Genomic DNA, 22,501 nt, shown 5'->3' with positions numbered 1-22,501 from the left:
TTTGATAATGAAAGTAATTATTGCCGAAAAACCATCTGTTGGTAGAGAGTTAGCTAAAGTGTTTGGTGCAACAACCAGAAAAGACGGTTACATAGAAGGCAAAGGTTATTCTTTTACTTGGGCTTTCGGGCATTTGTTGCAACTCGCTCCGCCACAAGAGTATGGCTACATTGGTTGGCGTAAAGAACACTTACCGATGCTGCCTGCAAAATTTAAACTTTCTATCCGCAAGGTAAAAACCAAAGATGGTTTTGTAGAAGACCCAGGAGTTAGAAAACAATTAGACATTATAAAAAAGCTATTTGATGAAGCAACCGAAATTATTGTAGCAACGGATGCTGGACGAGAAGGCGAATTGATTTTTAGGTATATTTACTATTACCTAAAATGTAAAAAGCCATTTAAACGCTTGTGGATTTCATCGCAAACTGATGAAGCCATTAAAGATGGTTTTAGAAACCTTAAACCTGGCACAGATTACGATACATTATTTAATTCTGCCCATGCACGTTCGCAAAGCGATTGGTTAGTGGGCATGAATGCTACACAAGCTTTAAGTCTGTCGGCTGGTAACAGATCGGTTTTATCTTTAGGTAGGGTACAAACACCAACTTTAGCTATGATTTGCGCTAGATTTTTAGAAAACAAAAATTTTGTGCCTCAAACATTTTATCAAATAGCTATACAATTAGATAAAGATGGACAATTATTTAAAGCAATTTCTGTAGCCAATTTTAACACCCAACCAGAAGCTCAGGCAGTGTTTGATAAGGTGCAAGATGTGGCTTCGGGTTTTGCAACTGGCGGAAATATTACTGCGGTTGAAGCCAAACCCAGAAAAGAACCACCACCACTTTTGCATGATTTAAGTAGTTTGCAACAAGAAGGTAATAAGAAAAATGGCTTTACGGCAGATCAGACTTTAAATCTATTGCAGAATTTATACGAGAGCAAACTAGTTTCTTATCCGCGTACTGGAAGTAGATATATTGGAGATGATGTTTTTGCAACTGTACCTCAATTAATTAGCACATTAACAGATCATCAATTATTTGGTAATCAGGCTACTTTTTTGCAAACGGCAACTTTAAATAAACGAAGTGTAAATGCTAAAAAAGTAACAGATCACCATGCGGTATTAATCACGGGTGTAAAACCTTATAACTTAAGTAAAGATCATCAAGCGATTTATGATATGGTAGCAGGCAGGATGTTGGAAGCTTTTCATCAAGAATGCGTAAAGGAGATTACTAAAATTACGATAGAAAGTGGTTCGGTATTTATTGCCAACGGAACTGTAATCCGCTCTGCGGGATGGCGTTCGGTATTTAATGAAGTTGAAGATGAAAAGAAGGACGAAGAAAATCCGGCTTTGCCCAAAGTTAAAGTAGGAGAGTTATTGCCAATTGTAAATAAAGCTTTGTTAGAAAAACAGACTAAACCAAAAGCTTTGTACAACGAAGCATCGTTATTAAAAGCACTTGAAACATCGGGTAAAGAAATTGAGGATGAAGAGTTGCGATATGCAATGAAAGACAGTGGGTTAGGTACTCCAGCTACTCGTGCTGCAATAATTGAAACATTACTTACTAGAGAATATATTAAGCGAGAAAAGCGCAGTTTGGTGCCAACACAAAAAGGTTTAGCCGTTTATGAGGTGGTAAAAGACAAAAAAATTGCCCAAGCAGAATTAACTGGGCAATGGGAAAAACGTTTAGAAGAAATTAGAACAGGTGCATCTGTGGAAGAATTTAAAGCTGAAATTTGCGAGTACACCAAAACTATTACGCAAGAGTTATTATTGGCGGGTATCGGTATTTCGGCTCAGTTTGCCGAGGCAGCAGTATAATAAATTAGGTTTTGAGTAATTTGTTCTCTAATTTTTTGCTCACCTTTTTGATAAAGAAACCTGCAATAATTTTTGTTAAAAATCCCTGTTTATTTAATAAAGTAGCGTTAATTCCTTTTGCTAAAATCCTACCTATCGGATTAGCTACAGCCTTAGGATTTAAGGTTTTATTTTTATTGCCGAGCATGATGTTTTTAGGAATGCTTTTAACATAATTTTTGGTGTCGCTTATCATTCCGTTTTCTTGTTGTTTCATTTCTAAACGCATACATTTAAGTTGCAATTGTAGTGTTTGATGATTGTTAAAAGTAAGGCATTTTTTCATAGGCTGTAATTTACTACACTGTTTTAACAGGGTTTATTGAACTAAGTTTTTATTAAATAATTTTTTGTTACAACTCATTTGTGTACCTAAAAACTGCTTTTTCAGTATTTGTTCGATATTTTTTATATTTAACACCATGAACCGCAAATACTTTTTATCATCTTTAATTCCTGCAAGTTTAATGTTGCAATCTTTTAAAAGTTACGCATCAGTTGATACTTTAAAAGAGCAGAAAAAAAACAAAATACCAGATTATCTAATTCCAGGAGATACAATTGGAATCACCTGTCCGGCTGGATATATTACCGCTAAAGAAATTGAGGCTTCAGTTATTAGGATGAAAAGTTGGGGATTTAACGTTCTTATTGGTAACACGGTTGATAAAAGAGATTTCACCTTTGGTGGTACTGACGAAGAACGTTTAACAGATTTACAACAAATGCTGGATAACCCCAACATCAAAGCGATTATGTGTGCTCGTGGTGGTTATGGCGCCATTAGAATTTTAGATCAATTGAATTTTAGTAAGTTTAAATCATCGCCGAAATGGCTAATTGGTTTTAGTGACATTACAATTTTGCACAGTCACATTAATACTAAATACCATGTGGCCACCATTCACTCAAAAATGTGCAATAGTTTTCCGTCTGATTGGGCTTTGGCAGAACCAATTCAAATTGAAACCATTAATTCTATTGAGCAAGCCTTAAAGGGCGATAAAATGAAATATTCAACTCCTTACAACATAGATAATAGGACGGGAGTAGCAACTGGAGAATTAGTTGGTGGTAATTTACGCTGTATTGAAAATTTAGCGGGTAGTAAATCTGAAATTGATACGGATGGAAAAATTTTGTTTCTGGAAGATACTGGCGAGTATTTGTATAGTATAGATCGAATGTTTTACAACCTAAAACGTAGTGGAAAACTAAATAAACTAAAAGGATTAATTGTTGGAGGTTTTAAAATTAAAACAGATAGCAGTAATGATGGTTTTAGTAATACCTTAGAACAGATTGTTTTAAATAAGGTGGCTGGTTTAGATTTTCCGGTATGTTTTGATTTCCCAGTAGGGCACCAAAAAGCAAATTTTGCTTTAAAATGTGGAGTTAAACATAGATTGGAAGTTTGGGAGAGCGGAACAAAGTTGGAAGAGGTTTAGATATTTTTAATCACCGTCATTTCGAACGAGTTCTTCACGAGGAGAAACCTCTATGTTTCTTGAGTGATGTATTAAGTTCTTGCAGTAACAAAATTAATGCAAGACAAAAAAAGATATCTCGTCGCTGCGCTCACTCGATATGACGAAAAAACTACATCAAGCAGAAATATAATAAACCGGTGTTTCCTGCAATCTTGATGCTACAACAATCTCAATTCCGTTTGCATGTTCATTAAACATTTTGCTCACTAAATCAGGGCAATTGTTATCCTTACTTAAGTGAGAAAGAAAAAGGTGAGACATGTAACTTGGCCTATGCGCCATAAATAAATCTAATGCTTTTTGATTAGATAAGTGACCATTACCTCCGCGAATGCGATTTTTTAAAAAGTAGGGATAACTGCCGTTGTTGAGCATTTCATCATCATAGTTTGCTTCTAAAAACGCTGCTTTGCATAACTTAAAATTATTGATTACATGCTCACAATGATCGCCAATATCTGTAAAAACGCCTACAGTTACCTCGTTGCAACAAACTGTAAAACTATGTGGCTCTGCGGCATCGTGTTTTTTTGGAAAAGCTGTGATGCTTAAATTACCAATTTTAACAGGCTGATAAGCTATAAAAGATTGAAGTAGATGAATTGGTAATTGTTGTTTTGTGCCCGTAAAAGTTTGGCTGGTTATAAAAACAGGTAACTGATATTTTTTCGCCAAAACTGGTAATCCACGAATGTGATCACTGTGTTCGTGAGATATAAAGATAGCTTTAACCTTGCTCATACAAAGTGATAATCTTTGCATCCTGATTTCGGTTTCTTTGCAGCTTAAACCAACATCTATTAAAATAGCTTCATCGGCATTGCCAATGTAAAAACAATTGCCATTGCTTCCTGTATTTAGTGAAGTGATAAATAAAGCCATAACTTAACACAAAGGAAATCATTTTATCCTATCAAAATCAGCATATTTATAAACATTGTGTGAATTGTGAAACAAGTAATAGAAATTGATGTTTTTATAACAAAAAAAGATAATGGAAGAGAAACATAACTACGCTACACCTCAAAGACCCGAGGGTGCAAGACCGTTAGATGCAGGTATTATTCCGATTGATATTGAAAAATTTTGTGAACAAATTAAAAATGAGGAGGCTTATCACAAAAACGGCAAAAATGCAATTACGGTATTCAAATCTGATAAGGTTACCATCACAATCATTGCTTTACAAGCCACACAAAAATTTCATCCTGGTAATGAAGAAAATGAAGCAACGATGAGTTTGCAGGTACTAAAAGGTAATTTACAATTCGAAAGTTTTGGAAATGAAATTAACTTAAGCGATGGGGAGTTATTAACTTTACATCAACAATTATCGTTTAAAGCAACCGCTATTAATGATGTAATATGCCTTTTAACTATGGTTAAATAAGGTTTTTTGTTTTTTTTTGTTTTTTTTTAATTTTTTGAATTATTGCTAACGAATTGCAATTCAGTAGGTTTTGTAATTTATATCATTATTGTGGCGAATTATCATGTTGTTAAATTTTTAAAAATGCTTGTTTATTCTGTTTAAATGATATATTTGAATTCAAAATAAAAACTAAAAAAATGGAAAAATTCTCAAAAGTTAAAGAAGTAATTGCTGCTATCGAAGCAGATGTTGAAAAATTTTATAACGGTGGTAACGCTGCAGCTGGAACAAGAGTACGTAAAGCAATGCAAGATCTTAAAGGTTTAGCTCAAGATATCCGTACTGAAGTAACTGAGAAAAAAAACTCAGATAAATAAGATATTTAGCTCATTCATTACAAAGAAAGACTTTGCTAGGGCAAGGTCTTTTTTTTTTATGACATGATTTTACGATTAAAACCACATTAGTTTTACATTATTATTTGTAAGTTTAAATAATTTCAAACTAAATAAAGAGCATCTATGATTTCGGTACACATAAGTTATACGGTAAAACCAGAGTTTGTTCAAAAAAATAAAGAGAATATTGCGCTGTTCTTATCAGATTTTAAAAATTTACCTCAATGTAATTTTTTATATAATGTTTTTATAAAAGAAGATAGGTTAACATTTGTACACATTGCCATGTATGAAAGTGAACAAGATCAAGATAAAGTGATGAATGTTCCTTCATTTCTTCAATTTCAAAATGAAAGAGATGAAAGTGGCTTAGTTGAAAATCCAAAAATAGAATTTATTGATTTGGTAGGTTCTTCATTGAGTTTGCTATAACTTATTGTTTAATAATACTTTATATATGATTTAAAACTTTTCTGTTTAGTTGCTTGTTTGTAACAAAAAACATTTAAGTTATGAGATATCCATTATTAGCAACTTTTGCGTTTGCTGCTGCAATACTTACCCAAGGTTGTGTTAGTAACAAAAAATTTCAAGAATTACAATCAAATAATTCTAAACTTCAACAAAGTAATCAGGAGTTAAATAAACGTTTGCAAGACAGTGAATCTGATGTTTCTGGTCAGAAAATAAGAGTTAAAAGTTTAGAAGAGCAAATTGAAGCTCAAAAAGCAAATGTAACTTCCTTACAAGCCGCTTTAGATAAGTGTTTGAATTCTAGTAACCAAGGTAATGTGAACATATCTAAATTGGTTGATGAGATTAATTCATCTAACAAATACATTCAGCAATTGGTAAATGCCAAAAATAAAAGTGATTCGCTTAACATGGTGTTGACTAATAATTTAACCAGATCTTTAAGTCGTGAAGAAATGTCTGATGTTGATGTTAAAGTATTAAAAGGTGTTGTTTATATCTCCTTATCAGATAATATGTTATATAAATCTGGAAGTTATGAAATCTCTGAAAAATCTAGTACCACTTTAAGTAAAATTGCCAAAATAATTACAGATTATAATACTTACGATGTGCTGATTGAAGGTAATACCGATAATGTGCCTATTTCTATGCCAAACATTCGCAACAATTGGGATTTAAGTGCATTAAGAGCTTCATCGGTGGTTCAAGCTTTGCAAAAAGATTATAATATTGATCCTAAACGTTTAACTGCTGGAGGTAGAGGAGAATACAACCCAATGGTAGCAAATGATACACCCGCTGGCAAAGCACAAAACAGACGTACTCAAATTATAATTACACCTAAGCTAGATCAGTTTATGGAGCTAATTGGTAAAGCGCCAGAAACTAAACCATAAAATTGAATGTAAAACAATTTAAGCCTTACAGAAATGTAGGGCTTTTTTTTATTTAGGTTTAATTGTTAAGCTCAAAAACGATTGAAATTGAGCCTTATGTTTCTGCTTATCTAATTTAAAGTAAAATGCTCCTCTTCTAGAGCTCGATTTATCTTTTTCGGGCTGCTTAATTAACAAACCGCTTGCTGTAATTTTACGAATAAAATTTCTATTGTCTATTGGCGAATCATATACTTGCTCATACAGAGCTTGCAGTTGCGGAATGGTGAATTTTTTTGGTAGCAACTCAAACAAAATAGGGTGTAGGGCAGCTTGATACCTTATTTTATTCATAGCAGCTACAACCATTCTATCATGATCAAATATCAATTTGGGTACTTCCTTAAGTTTAAACCACTCGGCATGATATTGATCATTAAGCTGTTTATTGTATTTATTGATATCAATTAAAGCAAAGTATGCAACAGAAATTGTTCTCTCAATAGGGTCTCTATCTGGAGTTCCATAAGCATGTAACTGCTCTAAATATACATCATGTAAGCCTGTTAATTCTAACAAAATGCGCTGTGCAGCACCGTCTAAATTTTCATTTTCGCCAATAAAACCACCCATTAAACTCCATTTGTTTTTTTCGGGTTCAATTGCTCTTTTAATCAATAAAAGTTTAAGATTTTCTCCATCGTAACCAAAAATTATACAGTCTACCGCAACAAGAACAGGGTTTTGATTTAAATATTTTGCCATTAAAAACTGAGCCATTTAAATATGTGTACTGTCGCCAAAATTAGAGCATTTTTTTGAAGTTTTTGTCATCAATATCAATATGATTAATTTAATCGTTACATTAACGTTAATATTATTTCTTATTTTAGCAAAAACCAAAGTAAATTTTATGAAAAGAATTTTTTTAAAAACCCTACCAATTGCTGCCTTTTGTTTAACTATTGCATTTTCATCATGCAATTCAAAGCCAGAACAAAATAAAACAACCCAAACAGATACAGCAAAGTACAACACTACTATTGCTGGTAAATCGGTTAGTTTATACACATTAACCAACAAAAACGGACTTTCGGTATCCATTACAAATTTAGGTGGTAGAGTGGTTTCGTTTATGGTGCCAGACAAAGACGGAAAATTAACAGATGTTGTTTTAGGTTACGATAGCGTTGGTACTTATCTTAAAAAAGGCGAGCCATTTTTTGGCGCTTTAATTGGTCGCTATGGCAACAGAATTGGTAAGGGTAAATTTACATTAGATGGAAAGGAGTATCAATTGCAATTAAACGATGGTGTAAATACCTTACATGGTGGTACCGATGGTTTTTACAATAAAGTTTGGGATGCCAAACAAGATGGACAAAAATTAGAATTAAGCTATGTTTCTGCCGATGGCGAGGCTGGTTATCCTGGTAAATTAGATGTAAAAGTTGTTTATACCTTAACAGACGACAATGGTTTGCAAATTGATTATACTGCAACAACTGATAAAACTACCATTGTAAATTTAACCAATCACGCTTATTTTAACTTAAATGGAGAAGGTAATGCAACTATTTTAGATCACGAATTAATGATTGCTGCAGATGCGATTACGCCAGTAGATAGCACATTGATCCCGACAGGAGAGTTGCTACCAGTTAAAGGAACAGCTTTTGATTTTAACGTAGCCAAAACAATTGGAAAAGATATCGATAAACAAGAAGAGCAATTGAAGTTTGGTAAAGGATACGATCATAATTTCGCCTTAAAAACCAACGATGGTAAAACGCCAATTGCAAGCTTAAAAAGTACAGTTACTGGTATTAAAATGGAGGTTTATACTACAGAACCTGGTTTGCAATTTTACAGTGGAAATTTTTTAACCGGCCAAACTAAAGATGGTAAAGGTGGCAAAGCTTATGCTTACCGTTCTGCCTTATGTTTAGAAACGCAGCATTTTCCTGATGCACCAAATCACGCTAATTTTGATAGTACAGTGTTAAAGCCAGGCGAAACGTATAAAACCAGCACAACATATAAGTTTAGTAAATAATTAAATATTTAGAAGCGCAATTATAGTGGTGCTTGGCAAAACCAGTCCCGCTAACGCTTCAATCTTTTATCAATCCCAAAAGCCGAAAAGCTTTTGGGATTTTTAATAAAAGGATTTTCGCTTATATCGGGGCTAGAGATTTAAGGTTGTGGTTTTGGGGAGGGAAGTATGATAAATTGTTGTGATTTTAGATATTGGCGAATGCAGAGCAATCAAAGCAATCCGTTAGCTAATTGATAAAAGTCTTACAGAATCACAAAAGCCGAAGTTTACATTTTAACCATGCTTTTCAAAATACCTTGTTAACGAATTCCCTTTGTTTTACTAATCTTCTATTTCAAATTCGTTTTAAAAAAAGTGTCCATTTTGTTAAACGGAATTACATCTATTTTATCATATAAATCTACGTGAACAGCGTTTGGAACGATGATTAATTCTTTTGGTTCATTGGCGTTTTGAAATGCGGTTTCACTGAAATATCTTGAATGAGCTTTTTCGCCTGCAATAATTAAAACCGGTCTTGGCGAAATTTCTCTGATATATGTCAGGATAGGCATATTCATAAATGCTAAAGGCGTAGTTGCTGTCCAAGAATTTCCTGAATTTACCGAACGCTCGTGAAATCCTCTTTCAGTTCGGTAGTAGTCATAATAATCTTTTAAAAACTGTGGAGCATCGTCATTTAATGCTTTGTTTCCTTCTGGTCCATAAGCAAATGTTGCTGTTTCTGCATCTTTCCAACGTTGTTCGCCTAATTGTTCTAACATTTTTGAGCGTTGTTCCAACGTTACCTCATCATTGTAACCTTTCGACATTACTCTGGTCATATCGTACATTGTGGAAGTTATAACGGCTTTTATGCGTTTGTCAACCGCAGTTGCGTTTAGGGCAAAACCTCCAAATCCACAAATTCCGATGACGCCGATTTTTTCTCTACTCACATTTTTTTGAAGTCCTAAAAAATCAACTGCCGCACTAAAATCTTCAGTATTAATTTCTGGCGATGCCAAATTTCTCGGTTCTCCACTACTTTCGCCTGTGTACGATGGGTCGAATGCAACAACCGCAAAACCACGTTCCGCCATTTGGTTAGCATACAAACCAGACGATTGTTCTTTTACAGCTCCAAAAGGTCCGCTGATTGCCAAAGCAGATAATTTTTCTTTACCAGCATTTTTTGGAAGATACAAATCGCCTGAAAGCGTTATGCCATATCGGTTTTTGAAAGTTACTTTTTGACGTGTAACTTTGCTGCTTAACTGAAATGTATAATGTTCTTTTGGTGTATTCATTTTCTTTGAATTTTTATTTTGTGCAAAGCTTTGTCCAATAGTCATCAGAAATACGATTGCTATAATTGCTACTCTTTCCATCTTATTTTTCATTTGATTTTTTAATTGAATATTGTTCATCCGTTACCGCTTCGTTCCATTCTACAATTCCTTTGTCAGTTTTTGGAATGATGTACAATTGTTGTAAACCCACATCAGCACTTGCTCCATGCCAATGACGTACATTTGGCGGACATTTTACAACGCTTCCTTTTTTAATAATTTCAATTTCTTTTCCTTCTATTTGATGGTAGCCAATTCCATCAGTAATAATCAAAATTTGACCAGCAGGATGACTATGCCAATTGCTTCTTGCTCCAGGCTCGAAATAAACGTTACCAACTAAAGTATTGTAAACACTATCTGCATCTACCAAAGCTGTTGGATAAGCGTTTCCTGTAAATAAATCGTTTGTACCTTTTTCACCTTTTGGAAAAATTTCTGTTAGTTCGCTTGTATTTGTTTTCATTTTTTCTTGATTTTGATTGCAAGCCAACATCATTGTTGATGCGATGATTGCAAATGTGATTTGTGATATTTTCATATTATAATTCTTTAATAATTTTTGCAGGAATTCCGCCCACAACTGCATTGTCTGGAACATCTTTTGAAACTACCGAACCTGCCGCTACAATCGCATTTTCGCCAATCGTAACACCTTGCAAAATGGTTGCATTTGCACCAATCCACGTATTTTTTTTGATGTGAATAGGTTTCGGAATTAGCGATTGTCTTTCGTTAGGATTTAGCGGATGACTTTCGGTAAGCAAACTTACTTTGGGTGCAATCTGTACATTGTCTTCGATAATAATTCCACCTAAATCCAGAAATACACAATCAAAATTGATGAATACGTTTTTACCGATTTTGGTGTGTTTTCCGTAATTGATGTACAAAGGCGTAAAAATGGTTACACTTTCGTGAATTTCTGTTGCTGTAATTTCACTTAATATTTCTCTGATTTCATCAGGATTTGCGGTGTTGTTCATCTTTAGCAACAATGCTTTTGTAGCAAAAGAAGCTTCACGCATTTTGTACGCTTCAGCATCGTTTGAAGAAATGGTTTCTCCGTTTTGTAATCTTTCAAAAATATCTGTTGACTGCATTATTCTTAAATTAATACTGCAAAGTTAAAAGAAATTGAAAGGTGTTTTGTTACATTTATAACGTAATTAATGTTAAATATTACCTATTTTTGCTTTCAAATTTTTAATTTGGATAAATATGGCAGAAAATCAAAAAGTTATCTTGTACAAAACTGCATCAACAGCTCAATTTCCAGTTGATTTTCAAACTCGGTTTCATACTCATATTTATTGCCAAAGCGGAACGGTAAAATTTAGTTTCAATGGAAGGCAATTCCATTGCAAAAAAGGCGAATTTATTTTTTGGTTGGCTGGGCTTTCCATTTCAGACCTGTCTTTTTCATCAAATTTTAAAGCAACAATATTGTTTGTAGATAGTGATTTATTGACCAAAAATTTACCAAATGCAAACGCAAGTATTGATAGTTACATCCATTCTAAAGAAAACCCTATTTTGCATCCTGAAAAAGAAGACAAAGAGAAAATCTTAAAAAATTTTCAATTGTTGTACAATAAATCGCAAGAAACAAACCACCGTTTTTACGAAGAAATGTTGAAGCTCCAGATGCAAATTTTCTTATTGGAAATGTGGCACATTTTTGAAGATGAACTCGACAGGCGAAAACGCAGTTTGCAAAGCGGAACTTTGTATGAACGGTTTTTGCAATTGGTTCAACTACATTGTATGAAAGAACGAGAAGTGCGGTTTTACAGTGATAAGCTGAACATTACACCCAAATACCTCAATTATATTTGCAAAGTAAATACCCGAATTACCGCTTCGGAATGGATACAGCGTTATGCCAAAGAACGGATATTGCTTTTGTTGCAAAACAAAGAACTAAACATTTCCGAAATTGCCGATGAAATGGATTTTTCAAGCCGTTCTTTTTTTACAAGGTATGTGAAGAAACTTTTGGGTGTAAGTCCGAGTGAGTTTAGAAATCGGGTTAATTAGTTTGTGAATGTTGGTTATGCGGTCTATTTGGTATGGTTTCCACTAACGGTTTGGGGCTTGCCGAAGTGGGGGATTAGAAGTACAAATGTTCATTAAACCACAAAAGTTGATAGTATTACAAAAGTTCAATTTAGCACTTCTGCCCCCATTTTGGCAAACCCTTGTTATGCGGTCGCTTTTCTACTATCCGCATATTTGATTTTTTAATTCATTCGGAATATTTGTCCAATTAGTCTCACTTGTTATTTTAAGTTCACATCCATATTCGCCTTTTGTGGCTAACAAAATTTGCCTAAACCAATCAAAATAGGTCATTTCTGTTGGTTTGGGTGAATAAAGGAATTGTCCATTGATGTCCCAATTAACACCTGATGCGTCTCTATAAATAAACTCAAATATTTCAGTTTTCGGTATAACAAATAAACGTTCTTTGTAGTCAATCCCAATTTCTAATATTGTGTCTGTCATCATTAGCTTTCTTTGAATTGTTCGTTGTACGATTTAACGTGTTGAGGGAATTCTTCTTCAAAAAATGGATAAGCTACTCCTTCCAATGTAATTTCAAATTCGTCTTCATCCATTCCACTTATTTGATTTCCTATTCCTTTAATTTCAATTCCGTTTTCGTTTACAACTTTTAAGTTCTCAATTGTTCGAGTTGATATTAACTTGTCTTCTGGATAGTCGTCAGCTAATTCAATGTTGTTTTCAAAGCAATATTTTTTAAAAAAGTCGTACCCGGAAATAATATTGTTAAACTGTATTTGTCCAAATACAACTCCCATTGGTGCGTCTGCTTTTTCAAGTTCAGTCGTACCGATTTTTAGGTCTTCAAGAAATATGTCATACCGTTTTGTTGTCATTGGTAGTGTGTTTCATTTTAAAATGCCGCATAACTTACTTATATGCGCAATCTAAAAATAAAATTATGGTCTAAATATAGTTTAAACACAATTTTTAAATTTCGCATATATCCGTGTATAAACGATTATACACGCTTTTAATAGTTTAATTTTCAATTGATTATTTAATGTGAAAAAAACGATAATGATCAAATGTAACAAAGAGTTATTGAGCTTTGCAAATAATTTGAGATAAACTTTTATGGTAAACTACAGCTCATAAACAGGTTTACGTGTACCTATTTTTCTGTATTTTTAACAAATTGTTGCTGTTGAAAGTGCCACTAAATTTTATTTATTCGCCATGCCCAGCTTCAATAGCAGCAAAAACCTGCGTAAACCAAACCTGATAGAGCCAAATAGCCCGCGGTGAGGCACGAACAAGGCTATAGGCGATAGCAGGAGGGAAGCAGCTATGAAAAACTGCCATTCGTTTACAAAAAAGAACTATAAAAATCAACGCAGTACTATTGCACCAACCATAAAAACTAGTAAGATATGCTAATTAGATAGCCGTTTTTATGATTAATATATTTAGATTGTAATCTCTATAAACAAGATGTCTTACAGTTCTGAAAACAATCTCATGATTAGAGATCCTTCTCCGCCGCGGCGGATCTGGATGACAAAATGTTTATTTCTCAATCAACCTATCTTTAAACTGAGCTACACCTTCAATGGTTAATTGCTGCATAATCTGATACAAATGTGTTTTAAACATATTGATGGTATGTTCGCCACCCTCGTTGCCCAACGCACCAACGCCATACATAAATGGCCTGCCCATAAAGTTAAACTCTGAACCTACGGCATGTGCTCTAGCCAAATCTACACCAGAGCGAATACCACCATCTAACATAATTTTGAGCTTGCCTTTGTAAGCTGGATTGTTGGCTAATTTAATTAAAGATTTGATAGATGATTCCCCAGCATCAATTTGTCGACCACCATGGTTAGATACAATTACGCCATCTACACCAATTTGGATGGCGGCTTGCATATCTTCATCGGTAGCAATGCCTTTTAAAACTAAAGGGCCTTTCCAAATATCGCGGATAGCTTGAACTTTTTCGATATCTACTTTGCCGGTAAAAGTTCTGTTCATGAACTGACCAAGCTGGCTCATGTCCATTCCTTTTTCCATGTAAGGTTTTAGGGTTGCAAAAGAGGGGATACCGTGCTGTAAAGTTTTAATGCCCCAAAGCGGACGGGCAAATGCCTGCAAAATATTATTGATAGACATTTTTGGTGGAATAGATAGACCACTTTTAATTTCTTTGTACCTTAAACCGAATGCGGGTACATCTACCAAAACAACTAAGACAGGGCATTCTACTGCTTTTAAACGATTTAAAATGTCATCTCGCAGCCTGTTTTCTGTAGGGTGATACAATTGAAACCAAGCTTTACCTTCAGAAACTTCGGCAATGCGTTCGATGCTGCTTGTTGAAACGGTGCTTAGTGTATAAGGAATATCTGCTTTAGCTGCTGCTTTGGCTAAAATTTCAGGCGCATTTGGCCACATTAAACCTTGCAAACCAATCGGCGAAATGCCAAAAGGAGCACTGTATTTTCTTCCGAATAATTCTACCGACATATCAATCTCGCCACCAACCCTAAGGTAGTTTGGCTTTAATAAAATGTCATCGAAATCATTTTCATTTCTGGCTAAATTTAAACCTTCGTTACAACCACCTTCTAAATAATCAAATGCAAATTTTGGGATACGCGACTTTGCTTTGCGCCTTAAATCGGCCACAGATGGGTATTGAGAATTGTATGGGAAGGTGATTTTTTTGCTCATTGTATTTGGTTATGCTTTTGGAAATGGAAAATTATTGTTTTATGTTAAATTTCGCATCCTGTACTATGGGGTGTGTTTAGAAAATTTGTCATTCCGAGGAACGAGGAATCTCATGTAATGAATTAATTTATAGAGATCCTTCTCCGCCGCGGCGGATCAGGATGACAAAACTGTGAGGCTATAAAACCTTTCTGCATTTCCACAAAAAATCTTCATTTTATCTTCCTCACTAAACTGCGCAACATATTTCTGTACCAAATTAAACCAATCTGTATATGGTCTGCTGACTAAAACTACTGGCCAATCGCTGCCATATAATATTCTATCTACGCCAAAGTATTTAAATACAATGTCGAAGCAGCTAAAGATTTGTTTTTCTGTAAAGTTTAGCCAATCTGCTTCGGTTAATAAACCAGAAATTTTACAGCTTACCTGAGGGTTTTGCGCAAGTGTTTTAATATTTTCTTCGTAACTTTTTAGCGCTTGTGTTTTTACATCTGGTTTACCACAATGATCTAAAACCAAAGGTTGCTCAGGTAATTTATCAACCAATTTAATAATTGCTTTTAGCTGGGTATGGTAACACAACAAATCGTAAGTGTAACCAAATTTATCTAAAGTTTTTACACCTTTTGCAAAGCGATCATCTAAAATAAAGTCATCTTGTTCTGCTTGTAAAACGTGTCGCCAACCTTTTATTAAGTTAAATTTTTTCCAATGTTTTAATCGCTCTGCTAAGTTTTCTGCTTTTAAATCTGTCCAGCCTACAATACCTTTAATAACTGGATTTTCTGCTGCAAGATTTAGCAAAAATTGAGTTTCTGATTCACTTTGGTTGGCTTGTACGGCAATGCAACCTTCCATGCCAATTTCCTGATAAGTGCTTAAAATATCATTCGGTATAAAATCATTTCTGATAATACCCATGTCTTCCGTAATCCAATTGTCTCTTACCGGGTCGAAATTCCAAAAATGAACGTGACTGTCTATCATCTTATAATTCAAATATTTGATCCATCATTACCCATTTTTCTCCGGTTTTTACCCAAGGTAATTTTTGTTGGAAGTTCCACATCAGTTTTTCCCATTCCTGAACTTTGGCATTGGCCAAATCTGCTTTGTTTTTAGCTTCAAAAGTAAAGTCATCATCAACTTCCATAATCATAAATAAGCGATTGGCTACCAGATAGATTTCTAAATTAATTACTCCAGCATCTCGTAAACTATCTTTAACCTCTGGCCAAACAGAACGATGGTACTGTTTGTAAGTATCAATTAATTTTTTGTCTTCTTTTAGATCGAGGGTAAAACAATATCTATCCATGTTTGATTTACGATTTTAGATTTTAAAGTTAATTTGTCATCCAGATCCGCCGCGGCGGAGAAGGATCTCTAAGAGATTCCTTTCCGACTAATCGGAACAAGCTGTGCCTCGGAATGACAAAACGATACCTACGAATAAGCCTTTACATTTTGTTTACTGCTACCTAAGCCATCAATTCCTAGTTCCACTACATCACCAGGTTTTAAATACCAAGGTGTAGGTTTTTGCCCTAAGCCTACTCCAGCTGGCGTACCTGTTGTAATCACATCGCCTGGCAACAAGGTCATAAACTGACTGATGTATGAAACCATAAACGGTACATTAAAAATCAGATTGCTGGTATTTCCATCTTGTAAAGTTTTACCATTTACAGTTAGCCATAGGCGAAGATTGTGAACATCTTCAATTTCATCTGGTGTAGCAATAAATGGCCCTATAGGAGCAAAAGTATCTGCACTTTTTCCTTTTACCCATTGCCCGTTTCGTTCTAATTGAAACTCACGTTCGCTATAATCATTGTGCAAAACATAACCAGCAATATGGTTATACGCATCAGCTTCTGAAACATATTTAGCCTTTTTGCCAATTACAACTGCTAATTCAACTTCCCAGTCTGTTTTTACGCTATTTTTTGGTATTTCTAAATCGTCATTAGGGCCAACAATAGCAGTAGTGGCTTTAAAAAACAAAATTGGCTCTGTTGGTATAGCAGCATTTGTTTCTGCTGCATGGTCTTTGTAATTTAAACCAACACAGATAATTTTCGATGGTCTTGCCAAAGCTGCACCCAACCTCACATTTTTTTCTACTATTGGTAAATCAGCAGTTTTTATAGATTCTGCTAATTTGTTTATTTCATCACCAGCGAAGAAATTTTCATCATAATCACTAACTAAACTAGAAACATCGTAGTAAGTTTCGTTAATAATAACTCCTGGTTTTTCTGCTCCAGCTTCGCCAAATCGTATTAATTTCATTGTATAAAATTTTGTATAATTTAATTATTTAAAGTTGTAAACCCACCATCTATCGGATAATCGCAACCGGTTATAAACGAAGCTTCGTTGCTACATAAAAATAGAGCTAAAGCACCAACTTCTTCTGGTTTGCCCATTCTGCCAATTGGCTGAGATTTTGATAATTTCTCAAACATTTCTTCGATGTTATCTGGATAGTTTTTCTGTAAAAATCCATCAACAAATGGCGTATGTACTCTTGCTGGTGAAATAGAATTACATCTAATATTATCGTTAATGTAATCTTTTGCCACGCTCATGGTCATTGCTTTTACTGCCCCTTTTGCTGCGCTATAGGCAAAACGATCTGGCAAACCAATTAATGCGGCAATAGAAGCCATGTTGATAATTACACCACCACCATTTATCCGCAACTGCGGGATAGCAGCATGCAAACAATTATACACCCCTTTTACATTTACGTTCATCACCCTGTCAAAATCGGTTTCTGAAGTGGTATCTACTTTGCCTACGTGTGCAATGCCAGCGTTGTTAATCAGTATATCAATTTTGCCAATTTTACTGAATGTGGCTAAAACATCTTTATGATTGGCAACATCACATGCATAACTATAAGCAGTACCGCCTGTTGTTTTTATTTTTTCTAGCGTAGCTGATGCTTGCTCTAAACCTAATTCTATAATATGAACTTCGGCGCCTTGTTTTGCTAAAATTGTTGCGATAGCTTGCCCAATTCCACTTCCTGCGCCAGTAACAATTGCCTTTTTACCGTTTAATGAAAACATATTTATATTGGTTAATATTTTTTTATTGCGATAGCTAGTTTATCTAAACTATGGATATCTAAATTCAAATTTGATTCGCTTTACAAATAAAATAGTAAAACTACACCTTTAATTATATCAAGTTGCCAAAAAATTATGCAATGTTGGCATCTGCGTTCACTTTCTTGTTACAAAATTCCATTTACTAAAATAGTATAGTAATTTGTAAAAATGTTACAAAATTGAACTCTTGTAATACTTATATTTGAATATTATTTTTATATTTAAATAATTTTATAACCAAATATAGTTTAATTCTGTTAAAAATGAATTAAACAATTGAACCTAATTGAATGAGAAATTTTCTGATTTTTATTTCCTTGTTATTAATTGCTCCAACTTTTTCTTTAGCAAAACCTTTGCAAAAAGAGCAAAAAACAATCTATGTTTCATCGCAAAGCGGACAAAGAGCTTTATTTGGCGCAAAGCGATTGATGAGCAATTTAAGCAAATTTGGATATGCTGTAAAGCTTACGGTAATTGATAGTAAAACTAAATTTCAAAAAGGAAAATCTGCAATTGTAATTGGTACAGCAACAGATCAGAGTTTTGCCAAATTTTTTCCTCAAACCATTAAAAATAAAGCAGCAACTGCTGGAAAAGAAGGATATGCAATTGCACATGATAAAGACGGAACACTTTACTTAATTGGTGCAGATCAATCTGGAACTTTGTATAGTTGTATAGATTTGGAAGAGAAGATCGCAGCTAACAAAAATCAAATTCCAAATCAATTAAATTCGGTTGATAAGCCTCACATGGTTTTGAGAGGTACATGCATTGGTTTGCAAAAACCAGATTATTTACCCGGTAGAGATGTGTATGAATATCCTTACACGCCAGAAAGTTTCCCTTGGTTTTACGATAAAAATCTTTGGATCCAGTATTTAGATATGATGGTTGAGAACCGTTTTAATTCGCTGTATTTATGGAATGGTCATCCTTTTTCTTCTTTGGTAAAGCTTAAAGATTATCCTTACGCTTTAGAAGTTGATGAAGCGACTTTTAAAAAGAACGAAGAAATGTTTCGTTTTTTAACAGCAGAGGCTGATAAAAGAGGAATTTGGGTAATTCAAATGTTTTACAATATTTTAATTCCGAAACCATTTGCCGAAAAACATAACTTAAAAACCCAAGATAGAAATAGACCAATAATACCTCTAATTGCAGATTATACCAGAAAATCTATTGCGGCATTTGTAGAAAAATATCCAAATGTAGGTATAATGGTTGCTTTAGGCGAAGCAATGGAAGGTGTTGGTCAGGATGATATAGATTGGTTTACCAAAACAATTATTCCGGGTGTTAAAGATGGTTTAAAGGCTGCTGGAATTAAAGAAGAACCACCTATCGTTTTACGGGCTCACGATACTTATGCACCAGGAGTGATGGAAGCCGCCTTACCAATTTATAAAAATTTATACACCGAAAACAAATTTAATGGAGAAGCTTTAACCACTTACGAACCTCGTGGTGCGTGGGCCGAATTAAATAGAACCTTAAGTAAAATAGGTACCATGAATATTTCTAATGTTCATATTTTAGCCAACTTAGAGCCTTTTAGGTATGGTTCTGCAGGTTTTATCCAGAAATCTGTTACAGCGATGGATAAAATTTACGGTGCTAAAGGTTTGCATTTGTACCCTCAATCTGGTTATTGGGATTGGCCTTATACTGCCGATAAAATTGTTGAAAGACAATTGCAAGTAGATAGAGATTGGATTTGGTATAAAGAATGGGCAAGATATGCTTGGAATCCTTATCGCGATAGAACTAAAGAAATTAATTATTGGGGCGCTCAACTGGCAGATAAATTTGGTACAGATTTAAATGCAGGCAAGGCCATTTTAAATGCTTACGAAGAAAGTGGAGAAGTTTCACCAAAATTATTGAGACGTTATGGCATTACTGATGGCAATAGACAAACCTTAACCTTAGGAATGTTGATGACCCAATTAATTAATCCTTACCGCTATAATTTGTTTACCCTAATGTATGAATCTGAAGCTCCGGAAGGCGAAATGATTATTGAATACGCAGAAAAAGAATGGAATAAACAAGGTCACATTGGCGAAACCCCAGTTCAAATTGCAAGAGAAGTGGTAGAGCATAGTAAAAAGGCTTTAGCTTCGATTAATCAGGCATCAGCAACTATTACCAAAGACAAAGAAGAATTTAGGCGTTTAAAAAATGACATGTATTGTTATGATGCCATGGCTAATTTTTATGCTGAGAAGGTAAAAAGTGCCTTGTGGATTTTAAGATATAAATATTCTAACAATGTTGAGGATTTGGAAAAAGCTTTACCATCATTAGAAAAAAGTGTAAATTTTTATGCTGATTTAGTAAAACTTACTGAAGATGAATATTTATATGCCAATAGTATGCAAACTAAACAGCGTAAAATTCCAATGCGTGGTGTCGACAAAACTTTTATTCATTGGAAAGAAATGTTGCCTGTTTTTACGCAAGAGTTAAATCATTTCAAAAAAAGTATAGACTCTTTAAAATCCGTAAAACCTGGTGCTGTTGTTAAAGTTATTCCTTTTCAAAACGCTGATGTGCAGCTAATTTCTCCAAATTTAACTTATCAAGTTGCTAAAGCCGCAACTGTTTTTAGTGATACCACTTCTCAAATTAAAGAAGTTACAGAAAAGTTAGATGGTTTAAAAGCAGTTCAATTAGCGATGAAAAGCCAAATTATTAATGGAACTGAAATCAAGTTTAGTACAAAAAATCCTGTTAAGTTATTGGTGGGTTATTTCAATGAGAAAAATCCAAAATATGCTCCTGCTCCGCAATTAGAAATAGATGCAAGTGCAAATAATTACGGTCAATCTGAAATTAAAATTGCTAACGGAATAATTATAAATGGATTTCCACCTGTTAATGTTCATGCCTATTCATTTGCAGCCGGAAAACATACTTTAACCATTAATAAAGGAGCTTGTTTGGTACTTGGTTTTATAGATGATAAACAAGAATTTAGAATTTTTAACGCTGGGCTTGATGGTAGAGGTAGGGATATAGATTGGTTATTTGAATAATGAAAAGAGAAAAATATTTTTTATCAACCCTGTTGGCCTTACTTTTAACGGTAACTGCTTTTTCGCAAGAGAAAACGATGCTGGGTGCCGAAAAACTAAATAAGTATGTTAACTATTTCAATAGTATTGATGATGAAGCGGTTAAGAATTTTGTGCCTAATGCTCAAGCTTTTGATTTTCTAGCTGCAAATATTCCGTTGTTAGATTGCCCTGATGAAATAATTGAACAGAATTATTATTACCGTTGGTGGTCTTTTCGTAAACATTTAGTTAAAACTCCTGATGGTTTCATTTTTACGGAATTTATTGAGCCTGTAAAACATGGTGGCAAACATAATTCCATCAGCTGTGCTTTAGGACACCATATTTACGAAGGTAGGTGGTTAAAAAATAATACCTATTTAAAAGAATACATTAATTTTTGGTTATATAAAGCAGATGTTGGCCAAACCAAACCTCGTTTTCATCAATTTAGCAGTTGGGTAGACGATGCCGTTTATCAAAATTATTTGGTAAAACCTGATGCTAATTTTCTAAAATCAATTTTACCAGATTTAGATGCAGATTATGAAAAATGGGAAGCAGAAAGAAAATTGAAAAGTGGTTTATTTTGGCAACATGATGTAAAGGATGGAATGGAAGAATCGGTAAGTGGTTCTAGAAAGGATGAAAATAGAAGGCCAACCATCAGTAGTTACATGTATGCCAACGCTAAGGCTTTGGTAAATATCTCAACTTTGTTGGGTAATGAAACCTTAAAAAATAAATATCAAGTAAAGCAAGATGCCCTTAAAAATCTGGTTCAAGATAGTTTATGGGATTCTAAACATTTATTTTTTAAAACTAAATTAGCCAAAACAAATACCTTGGCAAATGCTCGTGAAGCCATTGGTTTTATTCCTTGGGATTTTAATTTGCCTGATGATAAAGCAGTTTATGCCAAAGCTTGGGATCAATTGTTAGATACTGGCGGATTTAATGCACCTTGGGGTTTAACCACCGCCGAAAGGAGAGAACCCACTTTTAGAACGCGTGGCTCTGGTCACAGTTGTGAATGGGATGGTGCTTTATGGCCTTTTGCAACCTCGCAAACCCTAAAAGGATTATCGAATTTATTGGTTAACTATAAAAACCATGGTAAAATGACACCAACTGTTTTTTATAACGAATTGCAAAAATATGCAAAATCGCATACTAAAAATGGTAAACCTTATATTGGCGAATACCAAGATGAGAAAAACGGTGAATGGCTAAAAGGCGATAATCCACGAAGTAGTTTTTATAACCACTCTACCTTTGCCGATTTGGTAATTAATGATTTAATTGGTTTTAAACCTCGTGCTGACGATGTTTTGGAAATTTATCCGCTAATACCAAAAGGAAAATGGGATTGGTTTATGTTAGACAATATTTCTTATCATGATAAAATCATTACTTTATTGTGGGATAAAACAGGTAAAAAATATAACAAAGGTAAAGGTTTCAAAATTTATGTAGATGGTAAATTGCTGCATAAAATGAATAGTTTAAAACCTGTTAAAGTAGCGATGAATTAATAAATTTTTTCGTCATTGCGAGGAGGAACAACAGCCAGTCCCGACTTTTCGGGAAAGCAATCTTTCCTGCAAGTTTATAGCTAGAAAGATTGCTTCGCCTTGATTAAAAATCGAGACTTGCAATGACGAATGAAGAA

At 34.2% G+C, this 22,501-nt stretch carries 23 protein-coding genes; 10 read left to right on the top strand and 13 right to left on the bottom strand.

Annotation, left to right across the window (positions count from 1 at the left end; all coding sequences use genetic code 11):
• The first annotated feature begins 7 nt into the window (after positions 1 to 7).
• Positions 8 to 1,849 carry a DNA topoisomerase III gene (gene topB, locus FA045_RS03870; protein ID WP_136874669.1) on the top strand — a complete coding sequence of 614 codons (1,842 nt, stop codon included), beginning with the start codon at positions 8 to 10 and terminating at the stop codon, positions 1,847 to 1,849.
• A gap of 4 nt (positions 1,850 to 1,853) precedes the next feature.
• On the opposite strand, the gene FA045_RS03865 is transcribed toward topB, so the two are convergent.
• The gene (locus tag FA045_RS03865; RefSeq protein ID WP_136874667.1) at positions 1,854 to 2,174 is read right to left on the bottom strand and encodes a hypothetical protein; all 321 of its coding nucleotides are present in this window, start codon (positions 2,172 to 2,174) and stop codon (positions 1,854 to 1,856) included.
• 136 nt (positions 2,175 to 2,310) lie between these two features.
• On the opposite strand from FA045_RS03865, the gene FA045_RS03860 reads away from it, so the two are divergent.
• Entirely contained in the window at positions 2,311 to 3,336 is a 1,026-nt protein-coding gene (locus FA045_RS03860; protein ID WP_136874665.1) for a S66 peptidase family protein, read from the top strand.
• A 156-nt stretch (positions 3,337 to 3,492) separates the two neighbouring features.
• Here the strand turns inward: FA045_RS03860 and FA045_RS03855 are convergent, their stop codons facing one another.
• Entirely contained in the window at positions 3,493 to 4,260 is a 768-nt protein-coding gene (locus tag FA045_RS03855; protein ID WP_136874662.1) for an MBL fold metallo-hydrolase, read from the bottom strand.
• Between the two features lie 112 nt (positions 4,261 to 4,372).
• Here FA045_RS03855 and FA045_RS03850 point away from each other — a divergent pair, with 112 nt between their 5' ends.
• The 4 genes from FA045_RS03850 (at position 4,373) to FA045_RS03835 (ending at position 6,521) form a co-directional block, all read left to right on the top strand.
• Entirely contained in the window at positions 4,373 to 4,768 is a 396-nt protein-coding gene (locus FA045_RS03850; protein ID WP_136874660.1) for a cupin domain-containing protein, read from the top strand.
• Positions 4,769 to 4,947: 179 nt separating this feature from the next.
• The gene (locus FA045_RS03845; RefSeq protein WP_136874658.1) at positions 4,948 to 5,127 is read left to right on the top strand and encodes a histone H1; all 180 of its coding nucleotides are present in this window, start codon (positions 4,948 to 4,950) and stop codon (positions 5,125 to 5,127) included.
• A 144-nt stretch (positions 5,128 to 5,271) separates the two neighbouring features.
• On the top strand, positions 5,272 to 5,580 hold the full coding sequence (locus FA045_RS03840) for a hypothetical protein (RefSeq protein ID WP_136874656.1): 309 nt from the start codon (positions 5,272 to 5,274) through the stop codon (positions 5,578 to 5,580).
• Positions 5,581 to 5,660: 80 nt separating this feature from the next.
• Positions 5,661 to 6,521 carry an OmpA family protein gene (locus tag FA045_RS03835; protein WP_136874654.1) on the top strand — a complete coding sequence of 287 codons (861 nt, stop codon included), beginning with the start codon at positions 5,661 to 5,663 and terminating at the stop codon, positions 6,519 to 6,521.
• A gap of 48 nt (positions 6,522 to 6,569) precedes the next feature.
• On the opposite strand, the gene FA045_RS03830 is transcribed toward FA045_RS03835, so the two are convergent.
• A complete protein-coding gene (locus FA045_RS03830; RefSeq protein ID WP_136874652.1) occupies positions 6,570 to 7,265 on the bottom strand; it encodes an NUDIX hydrolase in 696 nt (231 codons plus the stop codon).
• Positions 7,266 to 7,413: 148 nt separating this feature from the next.
• Here FA045_RS03830 and FA045_RS03825 point away from each other — a divergent pair, with 148 nt between their 5' ends.
• Positions 7,414 to 8,556, top strand: coding sequence for an aldose epimerase family protein (locus FA045_RS03825; protein ID WP_136874650.1), 1,143 nt, complete (start codon positions 7,414 to 7,416; stop codon positions 8,554 to 8,556).
• Between the two features lie 332 nt (positions 8,557 to 8,888).
• Here FA045_RS03825 and FA045_RS03820 read toward each other — a convergent pair whose 3' ends face one another.
• The 3 genes from FA045_RS03820 to FA045_RS03810 are packed head-to-tail and all read right to left on the bottom strand — an operon-like array spanning position 8,889 to position 10,993.
• On the bottom strand, positions 8,889 to 9,929 hold the full coding sequence (locus tag FA045_RS03820; protein WP_136874648.1) for an alpha/beta hydrolase: 1,041 nt from the start codon (positions 9,927 to 9,929) through the stop codon (positions 8,889 to 8,891).
• 1 nt (position 9,930) lies between these two features.
• Positions 9,931 to 10,431, bottom strand: a complete 501-nt coding sequence (locus FA045_RS03815) for a cupin domain-containing protein (RefSeq protein ID WP_136874646.1) — start codon at positions 10,429 to 10,431, stop codon at positions 9,931 to 9,933.
• 1 nt (position 10,432) lies between these two features.
• Positions 10,433 to 10,993 carry a sugar O-acetyltransferase gene (locus FA045_RS03810; RefSeq protein ID WP_136874644.1) on the bottom strand — a complete coding sequence of 187 codons (561 nt, stop codon included), beginning with the start codon at positions 10,991 to 10,993 and terminating at the stop codon, positions 10,433 to 10,435.
• A 118-nt stretch (positions 10,994 to 11,111) separates the two neighbouring features.
• Here FA045_RS03810 and FA045_RS03805 point away from each other — a divergent pair, with 118 nt between their 5' ends.
• A complete protein-coding gene (locus FA045_RS03805; protein ID WP_225871269.1) occupies positions 11,112 to 11,930 on the top strand; it encodes an AraC family transcriptional regulator in 819 nt (272 codons plus the stop codon).
• A 183-nt stretch (positions 11,931 to 12,113) separates the two neighbouring features.
• Here the strand turns inward: FA045_RS03805 and FA045_RS03800 are convergent, their stop codons facing one another.
• The 7 genes from FA045_RS03800 to FA045_RS03770 form a co-directional block, all read right to left on the bottom strand.
• Complete coding sequence (locus FA045_RS03800) at positions 12,114 to 12,401, bottom strand: hypothetical protein (RefSeq protein WP_136874640.1); 288 nt, start codon at positions 12,399 to 12,401, stop codon at positions 12,114 to 12,116.
• A complete protein-coding gene (locus FA045_RS03795) occupies positions 12,401 to 12,793 on the bottom strand; it encodes a hypothetical protein (RefSeq protein ID WP_136874638.1) in 393 nt (130 codons plus the stop codon). Before FA045_RS03795 ends, FA045_RS03800 begins: the two co-directional genes overlap by 1 nt.
• A gap of 673 nt (positions 12,794 to 13,466) precedes the next feature.
• On the bottom strand, positions 13,467 to 14,636 hold the full coding sequence (locus FA045_RS03790) for an alpha-hydroxy acid oxidase (protein WP_136874636.1): 1,170 nt from the start codon (positions 14,634 to 14,636) through the stop codon (positions 13,467 to 13,469).
• Between the two features lie 156 nt (positions 14,637 to 14,792).
• Positions 14,793 to 15,629, bottom strand: a complete 837-nt coding sequence (locus FA045_RS03785) for an amidohydrolase family protein (protein ID WP_136874634.1) — start codon at positions 15,627 to 15,629, stop codon at positions 14,793 to 14,795.
• A 1-nt stretch (position 15,630) separates the two neighbouring features.
• The gene (locus tag FA045_RS03780) at positions 15,631 to 15,960 is read right to left on the bottom strand and encodes an L-rhamnose mutarotase (RefSeq protein WP_136874632.1); all 330 of its coding nucleotides are present in this window, start codon (positions 15,958 to 15,960) and stop codon (positions 15,631 to 15,633) included.
• 128 nt (positions 15,961 to 16,088) lie between these two features.
• Complete coding sequence (locus tag FA045_RS03775; RefSeq protein ID WP_136874630.1) at positions 16,089 to 16,937, bottom strand: fumarylacetoacetate hydrolase family protein; 849 nt, start codon at positions 16,935 to 16,937, stop codon at positions 16,089 to 16,091.
• A gap of 20 nt (positions 16,938 to 16,957) precedes the next feature.
• Positions 16,958 to 17,722, bottom strand: a complete 765-nt coding sequence (locus tag FA045_RS03770) for an SDR family NAD(P)-dependent oxidoreductase (RefSeq protein ID WP_136874628.1) — start codon at positions 17,720 to 17,722, stop codon at positions 16,958 to 16,960.
• 332 nt (positions 17,723 to 18,054) lie between these two features.
• On the opposite strand from FA045_RS03770, the gene FA045_RS03765 reads away from it, so the two are divergent.
• Together FA045_RS03765 and FA045_RS03760 are read left to right on the top strand one after the other, a co-directional pair.
• Positions 18,055 to 20,808 (top strand): alpha-d-galacturonidase, encoded by a 2,754-nt coding sequence (locus FA045_RS03765; RefSeq protein WP_136874626.1) that lies wholly within the window; start codon positions 18,055 to 18,057, stop codon positions 20,806 to 20,808.
• On the top strand, positions 20,808 to 22,364 hold the full coding sequence (locus tag FA045_RS03760; RefSeq protein WP_136874624.1) for an MGH1-like glycoside hydrolase domain-containing protein: 1,557 nt from the start codon (positions 20,808 to 20,810) through the stop codon (positions 22,362 to 22,364). The genes FA045_RS03765 and FA045_RS03760 overlap by 1 nt, the downstream gene beginning before the upstream one ends.
• Positions 22,365 to 22,501 lie beyond the last annotated feature (137 nt).

Origin of the sequence: Pedobacter cryotolerans, from assembly GCF_005116475.1 — a bacterium.
Classification (GTDB): domain Bacteria; phylum Bacteroidota; class Bacteroidia; order Sphingobacteriales; family Sphingobacteriaceae; genus Pedobacter; species Pedobacter cryotolerans.
This window is presented reverse-complemented; position numbering and strand designations above follow the sequence as displayed.